This window comes from Schaalia canis (assembly GCF_003858455.1).
In the GTDB taxonomy this organism is placed as follows: domain Bacteria; phylum Actinomycetota; class Actinomycetes; order Actinomycetales; family Actinomycetaceae; genus Pauljensenia; species Pauljensenia canis.
In genome coordinates, this window is the sequence record NZ_RQZF01000001.1 from 541,176 (window position 1) to 558,405 (window position 17,230).

Genomic DNA, 17,230 nt, shown 5'->3' on the forward strand with positions numbered 1-17,230 from the left:
GTGCTATCACCTTCACGCAGCAGTATCATTCACGCCTCCACAGTCATAGTGGAGGTGGCTTAGCGGCCAAGGCCGTGGTATTCCCAGCCTGCTTCACGCCATTGCACGGGGTCAAGAGCGTTACGCGCATCCATCATGATGGGGGTGTCCACAAGTTCCGCGCAACGCTGCGGATCCAAGCCGGTGAAGTCGGCCCATTCTGTTGCCAGGATGACCAGGCGGGCATCAGCCAGGGCGTCCTCGGTGCGTTCCTCGGTACGGAGCTCAGGTGCGGCGGCGCGGACGAGAGGCAGTGCCTTGGGATCAGTGACGACAACCTGAGCACCGAGCTCATGCAGTCGGCGGGCCACATCAAGGGCAGGCGAATCACGGATGTCGTCGCTATTGGGTTTGAATGCTGCCCCGAGGACGGTGATCTTTGCTCCCTTGAGGTCGCCACCCAGTCGGCCAACAGCGAAGTCAATAACGCGTTGACGACGACGCTGGTTGATGGCGTCAATATCGCGAAGGAAGGATACGGCATCCTCAACGCCTAGTTCTTCTGCGCGTGCCATGAAGGCGCGAATATCCTTGGGCAGGCAGCCGCCTCCAAAGCCAATACCGGCCCCAAGGAAACGGCGCCCAATGCGCGGGTCTCGGCCAATAGCGTCAGCCAGAACAGTGACGTCACCTCCGGTGGCTTCACAGAGCTCAGCCATGGCGTTAATGAAGCTGATCTTGGTGGCGAGGAAGGAATTGGCGGCCACCTTTACCAGCTCGGCTGTGGGATAGTCGGCAATGAGGCGTTCAATGCCTTCTTCGAGTAGCGCAGCGTAGACCCTATCAAGCTGTTCCTTAGCATATTCACCGTTCACGGTATAGCTGTGGGTGGCGGCATCCTTTTCCAGGCCGTAGACGATGCGGTCGGGGTGGAGAGTGTCTTGGACGGCAAATCCTTCACGGAGGAACTCAGGATTCCACAGCAGGGGAATCCCTGATTCGGCAAGGCGGTCGGCAATCAGCTGTGCGGTACCGACAGGAACTGTGGACTTACCAACTACGATTGGGCGATGCTCGGCATTAGCGGGAACATGCTCCATGATCGTGTCAACAGCCGACCACACAAAGCGCATGTCAGCAGCCTTAGCGTCCTTTGACTGGGGTGTACCAACGGCAATGAAATGCACGTCAACCTCGTCAAGCTGAGCCTGTGTTGGGTCAGCGGTGAAACGCAGGCGACCGCTTTCAAGTGCGGGAATCAACACCTCTTCAAATCCTGGCTCGTAGAAGGGTGCCTCTCCGCGGGAAAGTCGCTCGATCTTGATGGGATCAACGTCAAGGCCAATAACGTCGTGGCCGAGTTGAGCCATGCACGCAGCATGAACAGCACCCAGGTATCCGCAACCAATTACTGAAATACGCATTGTTGTCTTCTTTCGCTGTGGGAGGGTAGTGGTGAGTCGTCAATTGTGTGGATCAACGTGCGGCAAGGGTGGCATCCACCCATTCAGCTAGCCACGATTGAGCCGATGGTCGGAAGGAGTAAACGAAGGACAAACGCAGGCGGCTTGCCTTCTCGTAGGTGGACAATCGCTGGGCGGAAACACCAAGAGCGTCGGCAATGGTGCTGATCGTCTCTGTCAAGGCTGGGCGCATCGCTGCTGGGAAGTGCCCCTGCACGATACGCAGTTCCACGTGAGCCAGGAGGTTCCCCAGATCCAAGGCCGCCTCGGCGCGCGCCGCCGTGTCAAGATCCAAAACATTCAGAGTCTGACCGTCCCAAAGTAACTGCTTATCATGCAGATCCCGGTGGGCACTCACCCACTGCGCATGAGGGCTTTGTTGATCGGCAGCAGCCAGGTCGGCACACACCTCGTCAACAGCGATGCCCAACATGCCAAGTGAGGGAACTGAGTCATGGCGAAGCGCATGCTTGTGCCAGGTGCGCAGCACATGGGCTTCTTTCTCTGGAGTGTGCACAGGAAGATCAGCATCCTGCTGAGCCAATGCAGGCCAGTGTTCCTCAAGGGCTTTCCAGCCATCCAGCCCATCGTCAGCCAGAGCATGAAGAGTCGTGCCCGGCAAAAGGGGGAACTTCAGGTGGGCCTCCCCGATTTCTGTCACAGGCGCACTGCCCAGGCCAGCACGTTCGCATAAGGTGTTCACGGCGGCGGTAGCATCGGCAATCCCTTGAGCCTTCCCGCGACGAAGATACTTGGTGACCTCGTCACGTCCAATAACAACCGCACGTTTTCCAAGACGGTGTACGGCAAGGGTCGCGTCATAGGGTGGGAGTAGGGCCGGAAGTTTTGCATCAGTTGCGTAGGGCGCAACCCATGCGCTGCCGTGAGCATCAATACTGCCCGCACGTAAGAGCCCTTCCGCATCGCGACCTTCACAGATCAGGCCACCATCGGCAGCGGGCCACGCCCGACGAATCGAGGTAAGTAACGGGTGGGCAAGATCAACTTCACTGCCACCGTCGCGGTCTTTCACGATATCGATGTCGGCGTGCAGGCTGTAGAGGCGAGCCAATGCAGGGCTGTGGTGTTCCCCCCATGCGGGGCCTGTGATTGTCGTGGTGTGCGCGTTCATCGGATCAACTCCTCAATGCGATCAAGACGGGTGTTGATGCTGTGATGCCACAGGGGGTCGCCGGCGCGTAGAGGTTCAACAGCGCGTTCCAGCAGTGACGCCGCCTGGGCCAGATGAATATCGGATCGAGCGGGAATGTACGCCCCACCCGCGGCGTAACCAGCAAGGAAAGCTTCTGCCTGCTCCTCATCACATTCAGCCAGGTAGGAGCCGATATCTTTCGTTGCGGGGGCAAGACAGACGCGATCAAAATCGGTCAGCCACAACCGCCCGCTGACCCCGTCAATAAGAACTTGATCAGGAGAGGCATCGCCGTGACTGAGCATCAAGGGGCTACCTGAAGGAAGGGCGAGGGCGCTGGCAAGGTCGCGTAGGCGTCGCGCCGTCGAGGCGCTGAGGTATTCAAGGATTCCAGCGTGTGCCAATGCTTGACGCTTGGGATTTGATGCGCGTCCAGTTACTGATGATGCCAGGCGCGGAGGCATGACCGCGATGCCAAGGTGAAGGGCTGCGAAAAGGCGGCCCGCATCGTAGTGGTAGACCAAGCATTGGCTGTCGCGGTCAAGAACGTCCTCGCATGCTTTGAGATCCGAGGTACCGCAGTAGGCAAGAAAGCTGGCGTGTTGACCGGCAATAACCCCATACTTACCTGCACTTTCTGCGGGCATGGGGGTCACTTCTGCGTAAGCGTAGGCGCTGGGCATCTGCGTGTCGCGGGTAGCTCCGCTCTGGCTTCGGATGGGAGTGTCCATCCGTTCAGGCAGAGGAACAATGCCTTCAAGGAAGGTGTAGAGGTCGTGGGTAAGAACCGAGGGATTAGCCTGCACGCGAACAACCCCAAGATCATTGCGTACCACCAGGCGACGCAGTGGGTTATAGCGCAGAATCTGCGAATTCCCACTGCCCAGGGGGTGAAAGGGAAGGGAGGGATAAATGGATCCAAGCTCCGCGAAGTAGGGCAGCAGAGCAGGATCAGCCGCAATAGGTCCACTGTCGCAGAGCAGACCGTCGGGCATTTCACGGATGACGGTGGAGTATCCCTTTGCTTCGGCCTGCTGGCTTGCTTTTCGCGCTTTGGAGTGGCTGATAGGCCACAGCAGGCGCAGCCAGCCAAGTTCAGCGTGAGTGTGTGCGTCCTTGATGGAGGCGATGATCGAAACCTCCGGCTTGATGCGCAGGCGATTTACCCGCACCTCGCGGCCGTAAAGTTCACTCAGCTTCGGGCCGTCAAGTAGGAGGTTGAGAGCTTCAAGGGTGTTCATGCGTTCTCCACTCGGATATCGTCAGCGGAGCGTCCAGAAGTGGACACCCATTGCCGGAAGGTTTCGGACTCTTCAAGGAGTTTTGCGGGAGGCGCGTCCAGAAGGACCTGCCCATCTTGGAGCCACAGGACACGGCTGGCGCGCAGCACAACTTCGACATCGTGAGTGACTGCCAGGGTGGTGCGGCCCTTCACGAGACTGTCAATGGCGTCAAGCACTTGGGAGGCTGCTTCGGGATCGAGGCCGGTGGTGGCCTCGTCAAGGATGACGACGGGCGCATCACGCAAGAGGGCGCGGGCAATCGCAATACGTTGACGCTGACCACCCGATAAGGTCCCGCCACGCTCCCCCACCACCGTTTCGTAGCCCTGCGGTTGGGCGAGGATGAACGGTTCAGCGTTGGCCGCGCGAGCAGCCGCCTCCACCTCAGCGTCGGTGGCGTCCATGCGACCCATGCGAATGTTTTCGCGGATGGTACCGGCGAAAAGAACGGCCTCCTGGTGAAGGGTGGAAATATTGGCGCGCAACTGGGTCAAATCAAGGTCCGGCAGGGGGTACTCGTCAAGGAAAACCTGACCCGAAGTGGGGTCCTGCGCGCGGGTGAGGAGGGAAACAAGCGTGGATTTACCCGCCCCGGAGGGGCCAATAATGGCAACGTATTCACCTGGGCGTACCCGCAGGTCAACTCCCTTGAGGATCGTTCGACCTTCGTACTGGGTGTAGACCTCCTCGAAGTGCAACCAGCCGCGGAAAGCTTCGGGCCGCACCGGATCTTCAGGGGTGACGATCTCAGGCTGGATCGCCATGAGGTCCGCAACGCGTTCACCCGAGGCCGACGCCTTGGCAATACGACCGGTGTACTTTGCCATGTCACGCAGGGGCTTCATGGTGGTACGCAGATACGTGGTGAAGAGGACAAGTTCCCCGACGGTCATACCGCCATTGAGGACGCGCCAACCGCCGCCGATAAGAACCGCTGCCGTTGCTAAACCAACGATGACGTCGGTGCTGCGCTCCAGACGAGCCGACAAACGAAGGGTTTTCACGCCTTCAATAAGTGACGCCTGATTGGCACCAATGAAACGCTTTTCAATGAGGGACTCCAGGCCGTAGGTTTGCACGACCTTAATGGACGCCAGGGATTCTTGTGCCGTGTTCGCCAACTGACCCTCACCCTTGCGGCTCTTGCGCGATGCGGTGGTGATACGCGAGGAAGTCCCGCGAGAGCCAAGGAAAAAGACCACGATAGCAATGACGACAACGCACGCCAGCAACGGGTCAAGAATGAACATGACCACGAGCATGACAATCAAGGTTGCGATATTCGCCAGGAGAGGAAGCCCCGCAGTGATCGCAACTTCCTGGAGGCGAGCCACGTCAGAAACAATGCGCTGAACGGTGTCAGCACTGCGGTTTTGCGCATGGAACTGCTGATCAAGGCTTTGCACATGCCGGAAAACGCGGGCTCGTAGAGAAGCAGCTACGCGAGAACCCACAATGGCGAAACAAACCGTTGCCAGATAGTTTGCTGCAGCCCGCAATGCGACGGTGCTGACAAGAAGGGCACCACAGACGAAGAGCAGTGTCAGCGGGTCAAAGGTTGCGGCTGCGCCCTCGCCAGGCGTGGGAGTGAGCGCGTCGTCAATGACGATCTTCAGCGGCCAGGGTTCAAGAACACGGAAGGCAACCTCAAGCATGAGGGCAAGCACGCCCACGGAGATCATCGGCCATTGTGGCTTGATCTCGGGACGTACCAGCGCCAAGGTGCGCCGGGTTGCCTGAGGTTTCCTTCGAGAGCTCACGACTCCTCCACATCCTTATCGTCAATACCAGCACACTGGAAAATACGGGCGACAACCCCGGCCCAGGAATGCTGTGTTTGGGCTAATTCACGTCCCTTTGCACCCAGTTCTGCGCGCCGCTTGGGGTCCGCTGCGAGGGCGTCAATCGCGGCGGCAAGTTCGGCCGGAGCTGATGGGGTCACGAGCATGCCCGCGCCGTTGAGCACCTGAGGAATCTGACCGATTGAAGTGGCCACTACTGGTAAACCTGCAGCCATGTACTCGTAGACCTTCAGGGGAGAGAAGTAGTGGGCATCCTCGCTGTCTGGCGCCGGGTAGGGGGCGACAGCAATCGCTGATCCTGCCAGATGGGCAGGCATATCGGCCGGCGGAATCGCCCCGCGAAAATCAGCATTAACACCCAACTCGCGAGCGCGCTCTTCAAGGGCAGCGCGTTCGGGGCCGTCGCCAAGGATACGTAGTGTCCACGGGCGCTTGGCCAAGGATGCGGCTTCGAGCAGATCAGGCACTCCATGCCAGGGCTTGAGAGTCCCCACGAAGGTGACAACAACGGAGGAGGCGTCCTCAGGCTGAGGGTGGATACGGTCCACGTTCACACCATTGGCGACCGTGTGGACACGCCCAGATCCCGTGTGTTCGCGCACCCAATCGCTGACGGGGTCGGACACGCAGATGGTGGCGTTGGCTGCCTCGACCTGTGCGCGCAGGGCAGACCAGGCTTCGTCCTCGTGGACGAGAATACGATGGGCTGCCTGTTCTTCTATGAGAGGCGCGTTCACTTCCAGGATGGCAGCGGGCTTCTCGCCGCTGTTCCCGCTGTGTGACAGTGCGGCCGCGCGCACATCAGCCAGGACGGTGGAGAACAACGAGTAGCGTTCGTAGATGGCGTCAGGGGCGTCAACAATCAGCGTGTCAGCGATTGCTCGCGAGGCATCCTGCTGGGCGCGCTCACGCTCTTCAGGGTCCTTTGCGCGGATCGGGTAGTCAATGACTTTCAGGTCAGCTAAGTCGGCGGGAACATCACTGCCGCGCCGGACGGCGTAGACGGTCACCTCGTGTCCACGGGCGCGCATTTGGCGCACGACTTCTTGGATGTGGACGGAGGCACCCTTGGTGCCAAAAACCGGGATGCCGGGGTCAACGCAGACGTAGGCGATGCGCATTATGCGTTCCTTTCCGTTGTAGGAGCGCTCTGCCATGCCGACAGCGTTGCTGCCTGACGGCGAGAGTCAAACGAGTCATTGATGAGTTCACGGGCGTGGCTTGCCAGCTCGGCGGTGTTGACTTCGCCGCGAGCGACAGCACCTAAAGCGCTGGCGAGGGAGTGGGGCTGGCCAGGTTGGAGGAGAATGCCCGTGTGGTCGTGGATGACTACCTCCGGCAGGCCGGAAACAGCGGTGGCGATGACGGGGGTACCGCAGGCCATGGCTTCGAGAATGACGGTGGGGAGCCCGTCGATATTGCCGTCATCTGCGGGGATGCAGGGGGTGACGGAGAGGTCTGCTTCACCCAGGAGATGCCGGATTTCTGCTTGGGTTTGAGGGCCAATCAGACGCACGCTGTCGGACAGGTTGAGTTCTCGGATTTGTGCGTTCAATGCATCGCGTAGTTCCCCATCGCCGGCGATTGTCACTTCAAGGTTGACGCCTTCTTTGCGTGCGAGGTCAGCGGCTGTGATGAGGTCATGGAAACCCTTCTTGGGTACCAGGCGTCCCACAGCGAGGACCTTGAGAGGGCGGCCTTGTGCGGTAGCACTGGTGTCTGGGGTCAGTGTGTCGTTGTCGCGCATTGGGAAGCGTTCGAGTTCCAGAGCGTTGTATTGAAGGGAGATATTGGCTCCGGTTCCAGCGAGTGCTTCTTCCAGGAAGGAGTAGTTGAAGCGGCTGATGGCGATGACGCGGGCGGCCTCGCCACAGACTGTGCGCAGCCAGTGGCGGTCGACGGACTTGTGGTAGATGTCCTTGGCGTGGGTGGTGACGGTGTAGGGAATACCTGTGAGGCGCGAGGCCATCCACGCGGTGCGCCCTGCCAGGGAGGCGAAGTGTGCGTGCAGGTGGGTGATGCCTTCTTCACGCGCCATCTTTGCTAGGGCGATGCCTTGGGCGACCTCGTCACCGGGCAGGTCGGCAATTTCTGGTAGGAGCGCTGCGAAGGCTTCGGCCAGGTCAGCTTCAAGGAGGGTGGATGTCAGTTGTGCCCATAGTTCTGAGGGTTTGAGGGGGCGAGGTACCCATTTGACGGGTGCTTGAACGCGGGCGATTTCGGGGTGGAAACGCGCGTCGGTGGTGGGGCGCAGTGCGAAGATCGTCAGGTCGTCACCGTGGGCTTCACGGGCAAGGATTTCGGTGACGATGAAGGTCTCTGAAAAGCGCGGGTAGACCTTGAGAACGTATCCGATGCGGGTCACAGGGCACCTCCGATGGTTGCCAGGGCTGGGGTATGAGTATCACGATCGCAAGGTGCGGTGTCACGGGCGTGGGCTTGGGAGATGAGGGCGCATGCCAGGCGGGGCACAGTCTCAAGTCCGTCGCGGTCGATGGATGAGCGGTCGATGCTGTGTCCTGCGACCCGGTTCATCCACTCACTGAGGGCTTGGGGCGTAAGGTCTTTGGTGCGCAGGTAGTCAACGCCGCCAACAGCGTGCAGGGCTTTGGCTCGGATGAGCTGCTCCTTTCGTGGCTCTTCACGAGGCACGATGAGGGCTGGGGTGTCGGTGGCCAGGATTTCGCAGGCGGTGTTGTACCCGCCCATGGCGATAACGGCTGAGGCGTGGCTGATGTGCAGGCCAAGGCCCGGCAGGGAGCGTAGGATTTCCGTCCGAGGAGATGCGACGGCCAGGATTTGTTCGTAGTCTTCATCGCTCATCTGTGGGCCGGTCACGACCAGGTGGTGGTAGGGGGCAGGAACGTGGGCTTGTACGGCTGCGGTGAGGAGAGCGAGCCCGTCGGAGCCGCCTCCCGCTGTGGTGAGGATGTAGGGCCCGTCAAGGTGAGCGTGAACCGAGTCCGTAACACGGCGTCCGTGAGCGAGGTATCCGGTGAAACGGATACGGTCTTGGAGGGCTTCGGGGGCTTCGCCGCTGGTGATGAGGCTGTGCACTGCGGGGTCGCCGTAGGCCCATACTTGGTCAACGAGGCCGCGCATGAGGTCGGGATCGCCGAGTGTTTCCCATTCGGCGGCGGCGATATGTGGTTCGTCGAGGATTTCGCGCAGGCCCAGAACAACACGGCTGTGAGGGTGGGTGGCGCGTAGTTTTTCGAGAGGGCCGCGTAGCTCGTTCCACACACCGTAGATGTGACGGTCAACGATGACAATGTCAGGGGCGAAGCTGAGGAGGGTTGCTTCGATCAGTTGGGAACGCAGGTGGATGAGGCTCCCGGTCTTTGAGCCGAGGCTGCGAGCCTGGTATCCGTGCTTTCCTTTGGAAATGCCGGGAATAGTCACCCAGTCGAAGCCTTCAGGCAAGGGGAATCGCATGGTGGGGGCGATCCCGGAGACGAGGAGGCCGCTCACCGGGCGTCCGGTCAGGGCGGGCAGCCCTGTGGCGAGGTGGTGGGCGATGGCAAGGTTACGGCGCACGTGTCCGAGACCTTGGGAGTCGTGGCTGTAGAGCACGACCTTAATGGGCTCTTCACTCATGGCCGTTCCATTCAGTCCGCTGGGGCTCTTTTTCATGGACTAACATTGCCCGCAGCATCCCAGAAGGGGATGAAAGGAAAATGAGAGAACTCTCAGAATCTGTTTCTCCTGTGACCTGGGAGTTTTAGAGGGCCAAATTTCTGTGTGATAGCTCCGGTTATCTTTTCTTCACCTCTGCGAGCCCCATAGCCGAACAGAGAAGCCGGTGGGGAGAAAGCATGGCTTTCTCCCCACCGGCTGTATTCATTCACTCACTTGTCGCCCCCGCCATGCAGCGTCGGCGCTCAATGTTTAGTGAGCAAGTTCGGCTTCCATCAGGTCAAGAGCCTCACGCACTTGACGGGCGCTGAATTGCCCCGGAGCACTTGCAGCTCCCACCGTGGCAAAAGTTGCAGCACTGCCCACAGCCATACCCGCAATGCGGCTCATTGCCCCTGGAATACCCATTGCAATAGCAATCACCGGCACATCCAAAGCGTCCTTGGCGCGCATCTGAGCATTCATAACAGCCAAGAGGTCGACAGGGCCTCGTGCAGCGTAGGCAACCTTGGCAATATCAGCGCCCAATATCTGCATTTGTTGCAGGGTGCCGAACACTTCATCCTCGGGAGGAGTCGCCGCAAAATCATGGTTCGACGCCACTACCACCGCTGATGTAGGCGCCAGTTCCTCAAGGAGTTCCACCGCGCCTTCAGCACCCACCTGCACGTCAACCGCATCAGCCCACTGCGCCAAAGCTTTCACACAAGCCCGATATTCCTGCGACGTTAGGGTGACAGCACCGCCCTCGTCAGAGGTGCGGATCGTGGCAAGAACAGGTACTGACGCTGACTCAACAGCCGTCCACCCCTGTTCAAGGGCAGAAAGGCGAGCGCTGAGGGTGCGCGCCCGCTGGAAGGGGGCGAACATGTCGACACGCCACTCAATCAGGTCTGCCGGGTGGGAGGCCACTCGTGCACATTCCAGCGCCAGGTCCTCCAGTGGATCGTGTTCGGCTCCTGGCGGAAACTCCCCAATCACGCCATTAGCAGATGTTCCAGGCTGTCCGGTGACGGGCACAATAATGAGGGCTCTTTCCCCCATGATGCGCCTACCGCGAGGACCTCGTCCGATCGTCACCCGACGGCGAGAAGCCTGCGCCATATCAACCACCAGATACACCATCCTCAGCCATATGTAGTTGAACTCTTTCCCCCTCAGTCAGGTAGGGCGAATCCAACCACCCGTCAGGAAGATGCGGCGTTTTCTCGCCGCCCGCCCGGCCTCGTGGTCCTTGAGCAGCCTGCGGGAAAGGCTGATCAAGATCCAACTCCGCCAAACGCTCACGCAGCTCATCCAAGGACGACACGAGGTTCAACGCCGCACGAGCAGGTCCGCCTACGGAAAAACCGCGCATGTACCAGCCGACATGTTTGCGCATCTCCCGCAGAGCGCGAAGCTCATCACCCTGGTCCTCCACCACCCACTGAGCGTGGCGCAGGATAATGTCGGCGATCTCGCGCAGGTTCGGTTGCGTGGGAATCTCTCGACCGTGGACAGCAGCGACAATGTCACGGAACAGCCAGGGGCGGCCTTGGCATCCGCGGCCAATAACCACCGCGTCACAGCCGGTCTGTTCCATCATCCGCACCGCGTCCTCGCCCTCGAAAATGTCACCATTACCGAAAACGGGGATGGTCAGCAGATCCTTCAAACGCGCAATCTGAGTCCAGTCAGCCTGGCCAGAATAGTGCTGCGTTTGCGTCCGCGCATGCAGGGCCACGGCAGCAGCCCCCTTGCTCTGAGCAATCTGAGCAGCATCAACGAAAGTCACATGATCGTCGTCGATACCCACGCGCATCTTGACGGTCACGGGCACGTCACGTCCCATCTTCCGACCTGAGTCCTCAGCGCATGACACAACCGAGGCAACAATGTCAGAGAAGAGGTCCCGCTTCCACGGTAGGGCTGCTCCCCCGCCCTTTCGCGTCACCTTCGGAACAGGGCAGCCAAAATTAATGTCAATATGGTCAGCCAGATCCTCTTCGACGAGCACACGAGCGGCTGCCCCCATAATTGCGGGGTCAACCCCGTAAAGCTGAATCGAGCGGACGCGTTCGGTGGGGTCAGGGCGCACCATATCGCGAGTGCGTTCCCGGCCCTCCACAAGGGCGCGGGAGGTCACCATTTCTGTGACATACAGGCCTGCGGGCGCGTCAACACCGCGCTGCGCGTGATGAGCACTGTCAGGGGTCAGTTCCGCTGGCAGTCCTTCTTCTCCATAAAGTCGGCACAGTCGACGAAAGGGCGCGTCAGTCACGCCGGCCATCGGAGCGAGAATAACCGGAGACCACAGACGCAGCGGCCCGACCTCCACCGTGGGGGCCGGGCCGCTGCGATTGCTCGAAGCTGTGGAGCTCACTCAGCAACCCACCAGGTGTGCGGCCAGCCAGGCCTTGACATCGGTGAGGGGGATGCGTTCTTGAACCATCGTGTCACGCTCACGGATGGTCACAGCACCATCCTCAAGGGAATCGAAGTCGAAGGTCACGCAGTAGGGGGTGCCGATCTCGTCCTGACGGCGGTAGCGGCGACCAACAGCGCCAGCATCGTCGTACTCGACATTCCACAGGGCGCGCAGCTCTTGAGCGAGCTCGCGGGCGGGGCCGGTGAGTTCTTCCTTGCGGGACAGGGGAAGGACAGCGACCTTCACTGGAGCCAAACGAGGATCAAGCTTAAGCACGACGCGCTTGTCGACGCCGCCCTTAGCGTTGGGGGCTTCGTCCTCGGTGTAGGCCTCAATGAGGAAGGCCATGAGAGAGCGGGTCAAGCCAGCAGAGGGCTCGATGACGTACGGCGTCCAGCGCTCGTTTGTGGTCTGGTCGAAGTAGTCGAGCTTTTCACCCGAGGCCTCGGCATGGACCGACAGGTCATAGTCGGTACGGTTGGCGATGCCTTCGAGTTCGCCCCATTCACTGCCCTGGAAACCGAAGGTGTATTCGATGTCCACGGTCCGCTTGGAGTAGTGGGAGAGCTTTTCTTGGGGGTGTTCGTACAGGCGCAGGTTCTCGCGCTTAATACCCAGGTCGACATACCATGCCAAACGCTCGTCGATCCAGTACTGGTGCCATTCTTCGTCGGTGCCGGGGGCCACGAAGAACTCCAGCTCCATCTGCTCGAACTCGCGAGTACGGAAGATGAAGTTACCGGGGGTGATTTCGTTGCGGAAAGACTTACCGATCTGGCCGATGCCAAAGGGAGGCTTCTTACGAGCAGAGGCCATGACATTGGCGAACTGGGTGAAGATACCCTGGGCGGTTTCAGGGCGAAGGAAGTGCAGGCCGGCCTCGTCGTCAACGGGGCCCAGGAAGGTCTTGAGCAGGCCAGAGAATGCGCGAGGTTCGGTGAATTGGCCGCGGGTGCCGCAGTTGGGGCAGGCGACGATCGCCAGGGTGACCTCAGATTCAGCTACGTCATGCTTTTCAGCGTAGGCCTCAATGAGCTGGTCTTCACGCAGTCGCTTGTGGCAGCTCAGGCACTCAACGAGGGGGTCGGTGAAGGCTTGGACGTGGCCGGAGGTTTCCCACACGCGCTTGGGGAGAATCACTGAAGAATCCAGGCCCACGACGTCTTCGCGGGAGCGTACGACGCGGTTCCACCACTGACGCTTGATGTTCTCCTTGAGTTCAACGCCCAGCGGCCCGTAATCCCATGCTGAGCGGGTTCCTCCGTAGATTTCACCGGAGGGGAAGACGAAGCCACGACGCTTGGCCAGGCTAATGACGGAATCGAGGCGGGAGGGTCCCTTCACCACTGTATTGCTCCTTTGAGTGTGCGCACCGCACCTGGCTGGCGCGGCGGTTGACCATCCAAGTGTAGCCAGGGCGGGTCGGCAAAAGCGATTCGCCCTCATATGTTCTTGGACAAACAGCGAGGGCGGGTGCCCGTACTCGGTTGGTACGAACACCCGCCCCCACTGCGCAGTGTGGGCAATGGCCGATTATCCCTTCACTGCACCGGCTGTCAGGCCGGAGACAATGTAGCGCTGTAGGTACTGGAAGAGCAGGATGACCGGCACAGCGGCTACCACTGCACCTGCGGCGAAGAGGCCCCAGGGAGCGATACGGTCATCGGCTGCCCACTGGTACATGCCGACAGCGAGGGTGAACTTGTCAGGGGTCTGGAGAACGACCTTGGCAATGACGAAGTCACCGAAGCTGGAGATGAAGGACAGCAGCGATACGACAGCAAGCACTGGGAGCACCAGCGGCATGATGATGGTCCAGAAGGTCTGAGCGTGGGTGGCACCGTCAATCTCGGCAGCTTCGTCGAGTTCACGGGGAACGGAATTGAAGAAGCCATAGAGGAGGAAGGTGTTGGACCCCAGCGCGCCACCCAGGTAGACGGCGATCAGACCAAAGTGGGAGTTCAGACCGAGGCCGGGGAATACTTCCTGAATGCCAAGGAGCAGCAGGAAGAGTGCAACGAAGGCCAGCATCTGAGGGAACATCTGGACAAGGAGCAGGAAGGTCAGGGTGCCACGGCGACCCTTGAAGCGGAAACGCGAGAAGGCATATGCCGCTGCCGCGCCCATGAGGACGGTGCCAATGGCGGTGATCGACGAGACGATCAGGGAGTTGACCACCCAGTGCTTGTAGTCGGGGTGATTGAACAGGTCGACGTAGTTCTGGAAGGAGATCGTGCGGAACAGCTCGTTGGAGCCCGTCAGGGTGGCGCCAGGCACCAGGGATACCGACAGGATGTAGAGCAGGGGCACAATGCAGTAGATGACCACGAGGACGCCGACGATGTAGCGCCAGCCCACTTCGGCCCACCAGCGCGTGCCGGTGACTGCGGTGTGGAGTTCTTGTTTCTTTGCCATCACAGTTCCTCCAATGTCTTCGTCTGACGGAAGCCAAGCCAGGCAATCACGCCCACCACGATGAAGATCACGATGGACATGGCTGATGCTAGGCCGTAGTCCTTGGTGCCGGATTCGAAGGCGATCTTGTAGACCATGGAGATGAGAATGTCTGTCTCACCCAAGGGCACGGACAGGCCTGGGTAGTTCGGTCCGCCGCCGGTCAGCATGTAGATCAGCGCAAAGTTGTTGAAGTTGAAGGCAAAGGAGGCGATCAACAGGGGAACGGTGGACTGGAGCACCAGTGGAAGTTTGACCGAGAATACGGTGCGCAGAGGGCCTGCGCCGTCCATCTTGGCTGCTTCCATCACATCCGATGGCAGGGATTGGAGAGCGCCCAGTGCCACAAGGAACATGTAGGGGAAGCCCAGCCACAGGTTCACGCCGAGGATCGAAATCTTGGCCAGGAGTCCGTCAGTCAGCCACGGAATCTCGGCGCCACCGAAGAACACTTGGTTAATAAAGCCGAACTTGTGGTTGAGCATGCCGCGCCACACCAGGGTTGCCAGGAAGGCAGGGAAGGCGTAGGGCAGGATCAGCAGCGACTGGAAAACTCGGCGACCCTTCACGCGAGTGTCAGCAAAGACCAGCGCCAAGAAAAGTCCGAAGGCGAAGGTTGAGATGACCGAGACGATAGAGAAGACGAAGGACCACAGGAGAGCCTTGAGGAAGGGGCCGCCCAGGTCAGGGCCAGAGAAGATATTGAGGTAGTTCTCAAAGCCAACAAAGACGCGCCAGCCGGGGCTGATTTCACTGCCCTGAGCGTCCACGAAGGAGCCCTTACCTGAGTCGGTGTAGGTGGTTCCGGTTTCGGTGTTAGTGAGCGTGTCGGTTGCTTCGTCGTAGGTGAAGAAGGACTTAGCGAGGTACCCAGAGGTGCCGTCTGTGGTGACGTAGAAGCCGTCGTTGGGGTCGTCGGTAGCCTGAAGACGTAGTCCTGAGAGTTGGTCTTGGCGTTGAACGAGCTCAGCGAAGCCGAGGATGGTCTTTCCTTCGACCTCGGTGATGCCTGCTGCGGTTACGGTGCCTTTAATGGGGGTGGGTTCATCTCCGGCTGCACCGATGATGAGTTCATGAGTTGTCGGGTCTGCGACAACCAGGGCAAGGCCTGCGCCGTCTTCGACGACGGCAGTTTGGACATTGGGAGCTCCTTCGACGCGACGCTCATTTTGACCGAGAATCGCAGCGATGGCGTCTTCCTTGGTGGAGTTGTGTCCCTGGCCGTAGTTGGTGAGCGACACATAACCGGTGTAGCCCATGACAAAGACCTGGTAGATGAGCAAGAAGATCATGCCGGGTACAAGGTACTTGGCGGGGATCATCTTGCTGGAGAAGTAGAAGAAGTTGACGGCGACAAGCATGATCGCAAGGATGCCGACGATCAGCCAGGCGTCAACAAAGAATGCGGTAATGATGCCGTAGAGTCCAAGTGCGTTAATCAGCATCATCAAGATGAGCTTGACGAAGAAGCCGGGGCGTCGCACGTCTCTGGCGTGGGATGGCCGATAGGTAGGTGTCTCCTCCGCAGGGGCGGGGGTGGCAGTGGGGGCGCTCATTGCTGCTCTCCTGTGGACAACTGCGCGGATGTATGGGTGCGGCCTGGTCAGGCTTTTTGGGCTAAACGTCTCCTCTTTGAGGCGCTGCCGGGCCGGCTTTTGTTACATGGTAGCCCAAGCAACAGGGAGGCCCTGGACGTCCTTAGGGAGCCCAGGGCCTCCACAGTCACATGGTCACGCGATCACTTCTTGATGGCGTTGGTGATGTTTTCAGCCATCTTCATCCAGCCTTCAGCAGGAGCTTCCTTGCCGGTGATGATGTTTGCTTCGGTGACACCCCAGAAGCCCCAGACAGCGTCCATGGCGGGGATGGCGGGCATGGGAACACCCGAGCCTGCAACCTCAGCGAAGGCCTTGATGTCGGCATCGTCAACCTTGGTGGCCACGGAAGGCATGGCGGGGATGCGCTTGCCAAGCTCGTAGAGCTTGGTCTGAGCCTCATCGGTGCCCAGGAACTCGAAGTACTTGTTCACCAGGAGCTGGTTCTGGGTCTTGGCGGAAGCGAAGAATGCCTGAACGCCAACGAAGGGCTGTGCGGGCTGGCCACCAGCGGAGGGGATGGGGAGGATGGAGATGTCCATGCCAGCCTCACGGAAGGGGCCGACGTTCCAGGGGCCGGTCACGGTGAAGGCGGCCTTGCCGTCGATGAAGGACTGCTTGGCGATGTCGCCGGTGATAGCGGTATCGAAGACCTTGGCTTCACCCTGAGCCTTGAGCCATTCAGCGAACTTGGTGCCCTCTTCGCCTGCGAAGCCAAGCTCGGAGATGTAGGAGCCGTCAGCTTCCTGCTTGAAGACAGGGGCGCCGAAGGAGGTCTGGAAGGGGTACATGTGGTAGGGATCGCCTTCTGCAGCAACCTGCATGATGAAGGGGTATTCCTTACCAGCAGCCTTGCCAGCTTCGATCATTTCGTCGAAGGTTGCGGGCTCAGCCTTGGTCAGGGCGTTGTTGCGGATGAGCGCGATGGACTCAAGGGCGTAGGGAACGCCGTAGGTCTGGCCTTCGTAGGTGACAGCCTGAACAGCCGAGGGGGCGAGCTTGCCCTTGATGCCGGAAATGTCAGCGGGGCCCACGACGCCGTTGGAAACCATCTGGCCAAGCTTGTCGTGAGCGGTGATGATGATGTCCGGGCCCTTGCCGGTGGGAACCTGGGCGATGAACTCGTCGACCATGTCGTCAACGGACTTCTGCACAACGTTCACCTCAACCTGGGTTGCTGCGGTGAAGTTCTCAGACAGTTCCTGGATCTGGCTGTAGCGGGTGTCGTCTGCCCAGATGGTGAGGGCGCCCACCTTGGCTTCGGCCTCGGTTGCAGGTGCAGAGGACTCTGCGGTATCGGCTGCGGGAGCGGTGGTACCGCCGCAGGCTGCAAGGGTAGCGGTGAGGGCGATAGCACCCAGCGCTGCAATGCCACGTCGCATGTTACAACTCCTGTATATCGTTGCCGCCTGCGGATAGGTGCATGCGGCCTTGAAAGAAACTGTAAGCGCGAACAAT

13 protein-coding genes are annotated in these 17,230 nt (G+C 60.0%); all 13 read right to left on the reverse strand.

The window, feature by feature from the left end; all coding sequences use genetic code 11:
- Window positions 1–59 precede the first annotated feature (59 nt).
- The 13 genes from EII11_RS02325 to EII11_RS02385 all read right to left on the reverse strand — a co-directional run bounded on the left by EII11_RS02325 (window position 60) and on the right by EII11_RS02385 (window position 17,154).
- On the reverse strand, window positions 60–1,403 hold the full coding sequence (locus EII11_RS02325) for a UDP-glucose dehydrogenase family protein (RefSeq protein WP_124868133.1): 1,344 nt from the start codon (window positions 1,401–1,403) through the stop codon (window positions 60–62).
- A 52-nt stretch (window positions 1,404–1,455) separates the two neighbouring features.
- Entirely contained in the window at window positions 1,456–2,574 is a 1,119-nt protein-coding gene (locus EII11_RS02330; protein ID WP_124868135.1) for a serine kinase, read from the reverse strand.
- Window positions 2,571–3,836: a phosphotransferase family protein gene (locus EII11_RS02335; protein WP_124868137.1), complete on the reverse strand. Its 1,266-nt coding sequence runs from the start codon at window positions 3,834–3,836 to the stop codon at window positions 2,571–2,573. The genes EII11_RS02330 and EII11_RS02335 overlap by 4 nt, the downstream gene beginning before the upstream one ends.
- Complete coding sequence (locus EII11_RS02340) at window positions 3,833–5,560, reverse strand: ABC transporter ATP-binding protein (RefSeq protein WP_124868328.1); 1,728 nt, start codon at window positions 5,558–5,560, stop codon at window positions 3,833–3,835. The genes EII11_RS02335 and EII11_RS02340 overlap by 4 nt, the downstream gene beginning before the upstream one ends.
- A gap of 74 nt (window positions 5,561–5,634) precedes the next feature.
- Window positions 5,635–6,801: a glycosyltransferase family 4 protein gene (locus tag EII11_RS02345; RefSeq protein WP_124868139.1), complete on the reverse strand. Its 1,167-nt coding sequence runs from the start codon at window positions 6,799–6,801 to the stop codon at window positions 5,635–5,637.
- A complete protein-coding gene (locus EII11_RS02350) occupies window positions 6,801–8,045 on the reverse strand; it encodes a glycosyltransferase (RefSeq protein WP_124868141.1) in 1,245 nt (414 codons plus the stop codon). The genes EII11_RS02345 and EII11_RS02350 overlap by 1 nt, the downstream gene beginning before the upstream one ends.
- The gene (locus EII11_RS02355) at window positions 8,042–9,277 is read right to left on the reverse strand and encodes a glycosyltransferase family protein (RefSeq protein ID WP_124868143.1); all 1,236 of its coding nucleotides are present in this window, start codon (window positions 9,275–9,277) and stop codon (window positions 8,042–8,044) included. The genes EII11_RS02350 and EII11_RS02355 overlap by 4 nt, the downstream gene beginning before the upstream one ends.
- Window positions 9,278–9,568: 291 nt before the next feature.
- Window positions 9,569–10,420, reverse strand: a complete 852-nt coding sequence (aroD, locus tag EII11_RS02360) for a type I 3-dehydroquinate dehydratase (RefSeq protein WP_165867034.1) — start codon at window positions 10,418–10,420, stop codon at window positions 9,569–9,571.
- 1 nt (window position 10,421) lies between these two features.
- Complete coding sequence (gene dusB / locus EII11_RS02365) at window positions 10,422–11,678, reverse strand: tRNA dihydrouridine synthase DusB (protein WP_124868147.1); 1,257 nt, start codon at window positions 11,676–11,678, stop codon at window positions 10,422–10,424.
- Window positions 11,679–13,070, reverse strand: a complete 1,392-nt coding sequence (locus tag EII11_RS02370) for a glycine--tRNA ligase (RefSeq protein WP_124868149.1) — start codon at window positions 13,068–13,070, stop codon at window positions 11,679–11,681.
- Window positions 13,071–13,256: 186 nt separating this feature from the next.
- Entirely contained in the window at window positions 13,257–14,138 is an 882-nt protein-coding gene (locus tag EII11_RS02375) for a sugar ABC transporter permease (RefSeq protein ID WP_124868151.1), read from the reverse strand.
- Window positions 14,138–15,733 (reverse strand): ABC transporter permease subunit, encoded by a 1,596-nt coding sequence (locus tag EII11_RS02380; protein WP_124868153.1) that lies wholly within the window; start codon window positions 15,731–15,733, stop codon window positions 14,138–14,140. The genes EII11_RS02375 and EII11_RS02380 overlap by 1 nt, the downstream gene beginning before the upstream one ends.
- 182 nt (window positions 15,734–15,915) lie before the next feature.
- Window positions 15,916–17,154: a sugar ABC transporter substrate-binding protein gene (locus EII11_RS02385; protein WP_124868155.1), complete on the reverse strand. Its 1,239-nt coding sequence runs from the start codon at window positions 17,152–17,154 to the stop codon at window positions 15,916–15,918.
- Window positions 17,155–17,230: the final 76 nt, after the last annotated feature.